This is a genomic window from Legionella bozemanae (assembly GCF_001648595.1).
In the GTDB taxonomy this organism is placed as follows: domain Bacteria; phylum Pseudomonadota; class Gammaproteobacteria; order Legionellales; family Legionellaceae; genus Legionella; species Legionella bozemanae.
On the sequence record NZ_LBAW01000012.1, the window covers coordinates 117,556 to 127,400 of the forward strand.

The following is a 9,845-nucleotide window of genomic DNA, read 5'->3' on the forward strand; positions in this document are numbered from 1 at the left end:
TAACAATCGCCCGGCCTCAGCAGCGCTTTTAGCAACCACAGCCAACCGATAAGGATGATGTTCTCGGCAAGTGGCAGCGGTAAAACATACATCACTAAAACTATCTTTTGTTGTTTCTAAATACTGTGGATATCGTTTTGCCAAACGGTCTAATGAGGTTTGGGTTTTTGCCGATAGAACCAGTAAATTTAATCTCGCTGGTTGAGGTGGACTTTGATCTGCCTTTACAGCAAATTCTTGCAAAATAAGATGGGCATTCGTACCGCTGAAGCCAAAAGAATTGACCCCTGCGCAGTTGGGTTTTGAACCCATGTTCCAATCCATATTTTGCAGAGCGATACGTGTATTATCTAGTTTTATGTTGGGATTTAATTTTTTAAAATTTAAATTCTTATAAATTTTCTTCTTTTGTAGGCTAATGATCGTTTTAATAACACCTGCTATACCAGAAGCACTTTCAAGATGACCTATATTTGTTTTAACCGCCCCGAGATATAAGGGGTTATCTTTGCTACGCTGACATCCATAGACGTTATTAATAGCATGAACCTCGATAGGATCACCTATAGGAGTACCTGTTCCATGCGTTTCAACATAGCTGATATCACTGCTCGATAACTTGGTTTGTTTCAGAGCTTGCAACATCACTTCTTCTTGGCTTTTACCGTTAGGAGTAGTAAAGCCCATAGATTTTCCGTCATGATTAACTGCTGAGGCTTTAATAACCGCTAAAACCGTATCCTTATCGCGAACCGCGTCCGCCAGTCTTTTAAGAAAGATGACCCCACAACCTTCGGAGCGTACATAACCATCTGCACCTGCATCAAAGGTTTTACATTGACCATCGGGCGATAATGCCTTAGCGTTGCAAAGAGCTATATTTAGCTCTGGCATTAATATGATATTCACGCCACCAGCCAAGGCAAAATCAATTTCTTTATTTTTTAAGCTCTGACATGCATAGTGAATTGCAACTAAAGATGAAGAACACGTTGTACTAAAACCTATCGATGGTCCTTTAAAATCAAAAACATATGCCACTCGACCCGGAATATAACTTAGTCCATTACCGGTAACATAATAAAAATTTAATGTTTCATTTTGGTGTGGATAATATCCCGTACCAATGGGCCCCACGCCAACAAATACACCGGTTAAACTATCACGCAAAGAACTAGGAGGGTAGTTTGCATTTTCTATAGCCAGATAACAACATTCTAAAAAAATTCGATGTTGAGGCTCCATAAATTGCGCTTCACGGGGACTAATACCAAAAAAACTTGCATCAAAATCTTTAATATTCTCTATTAATCCAAGTTTATTAACATAGGATTTTCCTGGGACGTCCTTATTTGGATTATAGTATTTTTCATTGTCCCATCGATCGATTGGAATATCCTTAATGCCACTCAGCCCTTCTTCAAGCAACCTTTCAAATGCGGTAATATCAGGTGCATTAGGCAGCGAACAGCTCATTCCTATAATAGCGATTGCATCGTCTGCCGCCTTCTGAGGCGCATTAATTGATGATTGTTCACTAATGCTACTGCTTCTAGGTTCATGCCAATAGGGTTTTCTATCAAAGTAATACAGCGGTAAATCAACTTTATTGTATTGATTATCACGTTCATCTAATCTTATGTTGGCACCGGATAGATAAAGCTTGAAAATTTGATTTGCATCATTTCCGGTTATTTTGATGTCTTCTTTTATAGTTACTCTTTTCAGTTCATAATCTTTAGACTCTATTGCCTTAATTAATTCCCTTTTATCTTTTGCAATGATGGCGCAGCGAAATTTATAATGGTCTCGGCAATTGAGTAAGGTATAACACACATCACACAAACTTACGGAAGATTCCTTGAAATAGTGTAAGTAGCTTGCCATCATGTGTTGCAATGAGTATTCACTGTTTGCTGAAAGGACAAAGCATACGGGTTCACCGTTATCCGCAATAGGCTCTTTTGATGTAAAACTTGGCGGTTCTTCAATAATAGCGCTCACATTGGTACCCGTAAAACCAAAATTGGATACTTGTGCATACCTCTTTTTATTAAGTTGTTTCGTAAAGGGTATCGCCTTAACAGGTATCAGTGCGGGTATGCTTTTCGGATCAATTGAGCTGTTTGGTGTTGCGTAATGTAGGTTTGCTGGTATGGTTTCATGCTTGAATGCCTCGATTACTTTAATCAGTGAGGCAATACCCGATGATGAAATCGTATGGCCTAGATTACTTTTTAATGCACCGATAATCAGAGGCTTGTCTTTGTCATGCTGGCCTTGGTGTATGTGTTGAATCGCATTAAATTCAACCGAATCACCAACAACAGTACCTGTTCCGTGTGTTTCAATATAATCAATATCGCTTGCTGCTAAATGAGCTTGCTCTAACACGGATTGATGCATCGCAATTTGTGCCTCTATATTCGGCGCAGCCATGCCCATTCCACCACCATCCTGATTCATGACAATGCTTTTGATCACCGCATGGATCTGGTTATCATCTTTAATCGCATCACATAACCGTTTAACTACCACTACGCCACAACCTTCGCTACGTGCATAGCCATCGGCTTTAGCATCAAAACTACTGCATTGGCCAAGAGCTGATAGCATATTGGCCTTGGTTACGCCGATAAAAATTTCAGGACAAAGATTAAGATGGACTCCGCCAACAATTGCCATATCGCATTGCTGATTTCTTAATGCCGTGGTTGCAAGATAAAGTGCGGATAAAGAGGAAGAGCATGCTGTATCCACCGTGATGCATGGTCCTTTCAAATTTAAAAAATAAGAAAGCCTGCCTGCTGCCGCACTGTCAGCAGAACCAATATAGGTATACGCATTAAATTTTATATTGTCTTTATAATTCAGCTGGTTGTAGTCGTTAGTAGAGATGCCACAGTACACTGCGGTATTTGAATTCTTTAATGAATCAAGGGGGATATTGGCATGGTTTAATGCGCGAATGGATACTTCTAAAAACAGGCGGTGTTGTGGATCAATTTGTTTGGCTTCAATGGGAGCTATTTCAAAAAAAGCAGCATCGAATAACTGAGGATCATTTAAAAACCCTCCTTTACGACTCACTATTTTATCGTCTTTCTGTCTATCAGGATCATAATACCTGTCAATATCCCAGCGATTTGCAGGCACTTCTTTGATTGAAGTCTGTTCTTTAATTAACATCTCATAAAATGCATCAACATCTTCGATATCCGCATTAACTCCAGGAAACTGACAATTTATTCCCACAATAGCGAGCGGCTCATGCATTATATCTGAAAGATTATCCCCCGAGTTTTTCTTTATCATTAAAAAATCCCTTTAAACCACTCTATGCAGCATAGTTGCTGTCGCGTAATGTGAATAAAAATAATAAGATATGTAAAAAATCCAAACTCTTTGGATGCGTTGCCTATCAGAAAAAAAACCTCAAGAAGATTGTCTCAAATAAGTATCTGCAATTCAGGAAGTAGTAAATCTCACTGAGTATTTGTTTCCAATAATTTTTGATAACTGAGTAAATTTAAAGCGATTTCATTAGTGCTCTGGCGTTATCAAGGGTAACTCGGTGCGTCAATTTTATTACTAATAGGCATTATTTTAATCATTTATTTTTGCGGCACAATAATCTACTAGGCCAATTTAATGACCTATTTTAACCCATAAGATTAAATGATAAAAGGTGGTGTTTTTTCTGATTCTATCGAAAATAGAAAATACAGATTATGCTATCGCGCAATAAAAATAACGATAAGACTAAATGAGGATCAGTTTCAAAGGACGACACTTTCCACAAGATTTAATTAAATTAACGATGTCATCAAAACTTTGCTCATGGATACGCACAGGTTTTATTTTTCCCACCATAAATCTCTTACCGTCTAATATTATTGTTATTTTCTCATATGATTACACTGTAATACAGCCTTGATATAAAGTTCATAAAACGGGGCGGCCTGTTGAAAAATATGAAAAAAATTTACTCAAATGATTAAAAATGATCTAATCCAAATTTATTTTCAATGAGTTAAATTATTTGTATACAAGGATTAATTAATGGCAAGAAAGGTATTACAAGTTCGCATCTGGAAGAGTTAATTCCAGCAACCCATTTTTTAAAGAAAGTAAATCAACTAGTCGATTTTTCTTTTGCTAATACCCTCACTGAAAAACTTTATAGTCCTAACAAAGGTCAACCCAGCATTTCTCCTGAACTCTACTTGCGAATAAAATTAATAGGTCATTTGTTTAATATACATTCCAATAGACAGTTAGTAGAGCATATAAAATACAACATTTGCTATCGCTGGTTTTGTCGATTAACGCTCAAAGATAAAACACCTCATCATTCCTCTCTGAGTCGAATTAAAAAACGATTAGGTTCGAAAATTTTAGAGCAATTTTTTTTTGAAATTATTGAACAGTGCAGGAAAGCTAACTTATTAAATGGTACTAGTGTAATGACTGATAGTATTTTACTTGATGCAAATGCTTCTCTTGACTCATTAACGTTAAAAGAAAAAGATATCGATAATACGTTTATTGAAAAAGGTAAGCGTACCATATCAAATAAAACTCATAATTTTGGCAATTAAAATCACTACAGGTGCAATTCATGATTCTGTACCTTCTTTAGAACAACTTAATTATGTAAAGCAAAATGCTCTTAGTTCCTTAAATGAAACGATTGCAGATAGAGCATACGGTTCAGGTGAAATTATCTCTTTTTTAAGAGCACAAGCATTAACAACCTATACCCCTTTGCTTAGTTCCCGAAGTGGTTCTTCTGAAAATAGTATTATTGATGGTTTTCAGTATGATTCAATACAGAATCAGTACGTATGTCCTCAAAATGCCATATTAAAACCCTGTAAATCACAGGGAGATACCACTATCTATATTTCTTCCACGAAGGACTGTAAACAATGCTCTTTTTCTCCAGATTATTTGGCAAAGATCAAAAATAAAGGACCAGCTCGATATGTCACTCGCAATAAATATGCCGAGCTTTATAATCAAATGAAGAACGAAATGGAGCAACAATATTTTAAGGAAAAATTATATGAAAGAATGTGGAAATTAGAAGGAATTATGAATGAATTGAAAAATTATCATGATTTAAAACGAGCACAATACAGAGGATTAGAAAACACACAAATTCAAGCCTATTTTGCTGCTATGGCTGCTGAGTTCAGTTCAGCATATCACTCTTCCTCTTTTGAAGTTATTGGAAGTGCTAATCCCGGTTTTCCATTAAAGGAAAATTTAGGTATAAGTCTTTCTTGTTGCATTCTTTTCTTGGTGACTTCTTTATTTCTCTTTTTTATCTTTTTAGATAAGAAAATAAAGGACAGAGCGATAGCAATAAAAGTGTTTAAATAAACCATATTGTACTCCTGTCTTACTGGAAAAACTTGAAGTAGTCAAAGTTTAAAAACTGCTATTTCTATTATAATTAATTTCTATTTATCCATAAAAAACATGGGGTACGCTTTTTAATCATCTGAGTTTACGATTTATCAGACTTAGTGGAAAATAATCACGCTTCAATAGCTTCATCTTTACTTTTCTCTATTAGCCTTAGGGACATGTGTATCATCAACAAAAAATGATAGAATAATGCGCTATAAAATATTGAAGTATTATAGTTTGTTTTTTGCCCAGAATTAAAATGTCGTATACCAAAATTATTTAATAAATTAAAAATATCACTTTCATCTTGACTTAAACTTAGCTTTTTAATTTCCGGACGGAGCAACTCTAAAATATCTGCTAATACGAATGCCATCCCTTCTCTCTTCAGCTCTTCTACCTCTTCTGTACTTATCTACAGCATGATTTATTTTATTCTGTATAATTTGGCGACCATCTAAACCTTCTGGGACCGCTGCTTTTAATAAATTATCAAACCCTCCTTCAACTAGAATTAAAATACATCCGTTGTCGCTTAACTCATATCCATCGGAATATTGCCTCAGTACTTCATTTACTCTTAATTGATATTCCTGTCTCGCAGTTATTTTATCAAAATTTTTGTATTCATGATAACCACAATTTACAAAATGGCAGCTTTCAAATAAAACGCATCGCAGTATTACAGATCCTGATTCTTCTCTTGCTTTTAAAGCTGGAATGACCAGAAGCCTTAAGTACAAAGCTCATGTCTGGTGTGATAGTAAAAATCGAGTAATAACAGCTATTCACGTAACAACTGGGTCGATTCATGACTCTCAACCATTTATAGAACTGATTAAAGAGTTAAATACTAAATTTTCCCATTCTATCAAAGAGGTTGTCGCTGATCGAGCTTATGGCTCTGGTGCCATACTTGCATTTTTACAGAATTATGGAATTAAATCTTTTATTCCTCTTTTTACAACACGGAGCGGCAATAATAATTGTTCTGAATTTGAAGGAATAGCTTTTGATCCCATTAAACAAACTTATGTTTGTAGAAACAACGTACTATTTCATGCGAGCAAGGTTAATTCAGATGAAATTGTTACTTATCGTACAAGAGTTAAAGATTGTAGAAATTGCTCTCTAAGAGATGTTTGCCAAGCCCCTATTATGAAAGGTAGAGATGTGCAAAATATCGCAGAATTGAAAATATCCAAATACAAGCCTACATGGCTGCAATAGCAATCAATATTAAGCGAATAGTATTTTTATGTTTGTTTTATTTTGATTTAAAAGATCAAAATCTGCCACCTTTTACAACAGGCCGCCGGTACGTTATCTATCTCAAATAACATCAATTATATAAAATCGCAAATTGCGATTATTTGTCGTCATATGCTATAATTGTTTTTATATAGTTTACGAGAGAAATTAGCATGGCTCAATCGGTAAGATTATCAGATACACTAGTGAAACAAGCCAAAGCGGTTGGTGAAGTAATGTCTCGCTCTGGGGCTGGACAAATTGAACATTGGGCAAAAATAGGAAAAATTGCTGAAGAAAATCCTGATTTATCCTATGAGTTTATTAGAGATAGTTTACTAGCAAAAGCAGAAATAGATAATGGATTGATTGATGATTATGAATTTGATCATTAAGCAATTTAACTCATTTAAAAAAGCTGTAAAAAAATTGCCTAAACAATATAAAGCAATTCTCGATGATGAAGTCAGAAAATTAGTTAACAACCCAGAAATAGGTGAACGCAAGAAAGGCGATTTGGACTTCTTAAGAGTTCATAAATTCAAATTTTCAAATCAGGAAGTATTATTAGGTTATATATATGAAGAGGGTGAGCTCGTACTAACGTTACTTAAATTAGGACCCATGAAAACTTTTATCGTGATATCAAAAACAGCATTTAAGAACTAATTCTCATCTAAAGTATTTCTAACTGGTATTTTAAAATTTTGATTTCGAGATGAGCTTTCAATAAATCAAATTCCAGTCTCTATGCTGTTTCATATTTTTAGTATGAGTAATCAGACTTAATGAGCGTTATCCATCTTCATTCCCTTTTTTATCGGCACCTTCTCAAGCTGTATTGGGGGCTTGTTATTGGTATGCGCTGTAAAAAAGAAGAAGTACACATGGATATTCCTCCGCAAAATATACCTAATCAAAAATTATAATCTAAATCCATTATATAAGCACATTCAAATCATATCTCCACTTTTGGAGCTACTTCTTCAGTGTACGGCATGTCTTCAGCTATGGGTAAGCCACGCTCCTCCAAAAAATATTTAGGATCATTACCAATATTTATCGTTGAGTTAGGATTATAATCGAAAGAAGTGTATTTACCATTTTCATAAGTATACATACCGATAATATGTTCCCCTGAAATACCACCTGGAACTAAAAACTCACTATCCGTTAATGCATGTTGACTATCTTTATATACGCTTACGGATTGGATTGCTCGTTCTGGTTTATACATTACATAAATATAACGTTTTTCCTTTGCTTGTACTTCTTCAGGGAATTTAAGTGCTCGTTCAATATCATCTGTCGTAGAAATAAAAATGGTTGGTTTTCGGTTATCGATATATTCTTTGTAATCATCAGAATAATTGACCCATGGCCTCATCCCAGTTTTAAATAAATCCTCAGTTTTCTTTTGTGCTGATACTTTGTTTTGTTCTGACTTTATTGGGCCTTCTTGAAAAACATGCAATGCTGCATCTTTAGATGGAGCGCCAGAGTAATGGCGACTATCCGCTCGAAATAGTAGTTGTTTACCGGGATCCATTGTTTTTTCATACTCGAGGTTTCTTTCTACATTTTTAATTTGAGGGTTTTCCCCAACAGTTACTTGGAAATAACCAACGATTTCACCAGATTCAATTGCGCGTGGTATTAAACTCTGGTCTGGAGTTGGATTTTTTGGAAAATTATTCATATTTATTATTGCTGGAGAGAAAACATCAACCACATAAACATATTTATATTGCTGTGCTTTTTTTAAATCTAATTGATTATGTGAGAGGATATACATGCTTGTTTTACTCCCAACAGTACTACTCAATGTACCTTCAAATAGAGCGCGATCAAATCCACTCGCTTTCAATCCTTGTTGAAACACTTGCGATGGAGGTTCATTACTATAAATATATGCGATTGTTCTATTTTCAGAAACCTTAAGCTTCAATTGCGATTTTAAAAGTTGTTCTTGTTGCTCGGTGTGTAAGATATCGGTCACTAACCTTGGAGGTTTGAAATGAACACTGTTCCTTTCTTTAATTAAATTTAATAATTTATTTTGAACCTCATCAATCAACATATTTTTCTCATCATCGGAAAGGTTATTTAAATTTTTTAATTGAGCAAGCGCTTCATAAAATTGAGCTGTGATCGGATCTCTAGAAAGGCCTTTGAATATTTTAAAAGTACTTAACTTTTCTTTAGCATTTATTAAAAAATCTGGATCACTATGCAAAGCATCATCTGCTTTTATTCCCAATTCAACTAACAACCGTATTTTGTTTGATGAGTCGCTACCAAATGGGTTTCTCTTAAGTTCCTCGAAAAGCTGCTTCATAGAAGAAATATTCTTAGGAAGCTTCAGAGTCTTTGGAATGATGTCTTTCCAAAAGGAGTTAGCCGAATCCGAAGCTATTAATAAATCAATAACTTTATATAACCTCTCCAATTTATTTAAATCAACCATAGATATAAATGTAATTATGTAAATAATAACTTTAGTATAGGTTAATTTTTGTTCGTATTTATATCAGTTTGATCAGTTTCTCTGTAACACAACACTTAGAGAAGTGGCCTTGCCTGAGGAGTTGGTGTTGCAATGGTTGGAGAAATTTCCAAAGGAACAAGCCTCTGCCCATCAGCGCCGTATTGACTTAGTTCGCCAACTAGCCAGGATGATGGGGAGACTGGACTATCCTGCTTGTTCATTCATATCGTCATCGCCAACAAATAAGGAGTAATATCAACCCGCAGTTTCTTTGCATACTTTTGCAATTTTCGGGAATCAATATGTTTTTCTCTCAATCCACTCTGAAGTGCCTTAAGAGCAATTTCTTTTGAAAGAAACCGAAAGGCATCGATAATTGTACGCTCCATGTCAAAAATAGGTACTGATTCTCCATCAATCTCCCATGTTGTAAGACCCGTATTTACATCCCTCATTTATGCGCAAGGTGGTCACGGATTTTTAGTAAGATTAATTAACCTTCCAATTACAAACTGGCCTAGTTTATTGGAAATTTGGCTGAAAACTATAGAGATGACTACTGAATAAAGTACTTTCAGGTCTAATGCTCTGTTGATAAATCGTCTGGTATAAATTTTTTGCGTCAGAGCGCAATGTGATGGACTCATCCTCTTTTAATCGGCCATAGCTTAGGCCAAGATAACTGATT

At 35.2% G+C, this 9,845-nt stretch carries 7 protein-coding genes and 2 pseudogenes; 4 read left to right on the top strand and 5 right to left on the bottom strand.

The features are described from left to right. Positions 1-3,315: pseudogene (locus A8O27_RS19595) on the bottom strand (type I polyketide synthase); the annotation flags it as partial. 731 nt (positions 3,316-4,046) lie between these two features. On the opposite strand from A8O27_RS19595, the pseudogene A8O27_RS19515 reads away from it, so the two are divergent. Next, positions 4,047-5,235, top strand: a pseudogene (locus tag A8O27_RS19515) (transposase); the annotation flags it as partial. 310 nt (positions 5,236-5,545) lie between these two features. Here A8O27_RS19515 and A8O27_RS10610 read toward each other — a convergent pair. Continuing rightward, the gene (locus tag A8O27_RS10610) at positions 5,546-5,794 is read right to left on the bottom strand and encodes a hypothetical protein (protein ID WP_058460669.1); all 249 of its coding nucleotides are present in this window, start codon (positions 5,792-5,794) and stop codon (positions 5,546-5,548) included. Between the two features lie 344 nt (positions 5,795-6,138). Here A8O27_RS10610 and A8O27_RS10615 point away from each other — a divergent pair, with 344 nt between their 5' ends. From A8O27_RS10615 to A8O27_RS10625, 3 genes are all read left to right on the top strand, one after another. Continuing rightward, a complete protein-coding gene (locus A8O27_RS10615; RefSeq protein ID WP_058460668.1) occupies positions 6,139-6,648 on the top strand; it encodes a transposase in 510 nt (169 codons plus the stop codon). Between the two features lie 194 nt (positions 6,649-6,842). Further along, positions 6,843-7,064 (top strand): ParD-like family protein, encoded by a 222-nt coding sequence (locus tag A8O27_RS10620; protein WP_058460667.1) that lies wholly within the window; start codon positions 6,843-6,845, stop codon positions 7,062-7,064. Then, on the top strand, positions 7,048-7,338 hold the full coding sequence (locus tag A8O27_RS10625; RefSeq protein WP_235810580.1) for a type II toxin-antitoxin system RelE/ParE family toxin: 291 nt from the start codon (positions 7,048-7,050) through the stop codon (positions 7,336-7,338). Before A8O27_RS10620 ends, A8O27_RS10625 begins: the two co-directional genes overlap by 17 nt. Before the next feature lie 289 nt (positions 7,339-7,627). Here A8O27_RS10625 and A8O27_RS10630 read toward each other — a convergent pair whose 3' ends face one another. The 3 genes from A8O27_RS10630 to A8O27_RS18475 all read right to left on the bottom strand — a co-directional run bounded on the left by A8O27_RS10630 (position 7,628) and on the right by A8O27_RS18475 (position 9,612). Next, complete coding sequence (locus tag A8O27_RS10630; protein WP_058460666.1) at positions 7,628-9,136, bottom strand: scabin-related ADP-ribosyltransferase; 1,509 nt, start codon at positions 9,134-9,136, stop codon at positions 7,628-7,630. 95 nt (positions 9,137-9,231) lie between these two features. Beyond that, positions 9,232-9,378: a hypothetical protein gene (locus A8O27_RS19140; protein ID WP_154669241.1), complete on the bottom strand. Its 147-nt coding sequence runs from the start codon at positions 9,376-9,378 to the stop codon at positions 9,232-9,234. Further along, the gene (locus tag A8O27_RS18475; protein ID WP_058460665.1) at positions 9,379-9,612 is read right to left on the bottom strand and encodes a type IV toxin-antitoxin system AbiEi family antitoxin domain-containing protein; all 234 of its coding nucleotides are present in this window, start codon (positions 9,610-9,612) and stop codon (positions 9,379-9,381) included. It lies immediately after the preceding gene. Positions 9,613-9,845 lie beyond the last annotated feature (233 nt).

What these genes read in the sequence shown, in the direction of transcription:
- A8O27_RS10615 (WP_058460668.1), top strand. Translation starts at nt 6,139, where the DNA reads ATGACCAGAAGCCTTAAGTACAAAGCTCATGTCTGGTGTGATAGTAAA.
- A8O27_RS10610 (WP_058460669.1), bottom strand. Translation starts at nt 5,794, where the DNA reads ATGGCATTCGTATTAGCAGATATTTTAGAGTTGCTCCGTCCGGAAATT.
- A8O27_RS10630 (WP_058460666.1), bottom strand. Translation starts at nt 9,136, where the DNA reads ATGGTTGATTTAAATAAATTGGAGAGGTTATATAAAGTTATTGATTTA.
- A8O27_RS19140 (WP_154669241.1), bottom strand. Translation starts at nt 9,378, where the DNA reads ATGAACAAGCAGGATAGTCCAGTCTCCCCATCATCCTGGCTAGTTGGC.
- A8O27_RS10620 (WP_058460667.1), top strand. Translation starts at nt 6,843, where the DNA reads ATGGCTCAATCGGTAAGATTATCAGATACACTAGTGAAACAAGCCAAA.
- A8O27_RS10625 (WP_235810580.1), top strand. Translation starts at nt 7,048, where the DNA reads ATGAATTTGATCATTAAGCAATTTAACTCATTTAAAAAAGCTGTAAAA.
- A8O27_RS18475 (WP_058460665.1), bottom strand. Translation starts at nt 9,612, where the DNA reads ATGAGGGATGTAAATACGGGTCTTACAACATGGGAGATTGATGGAGAA.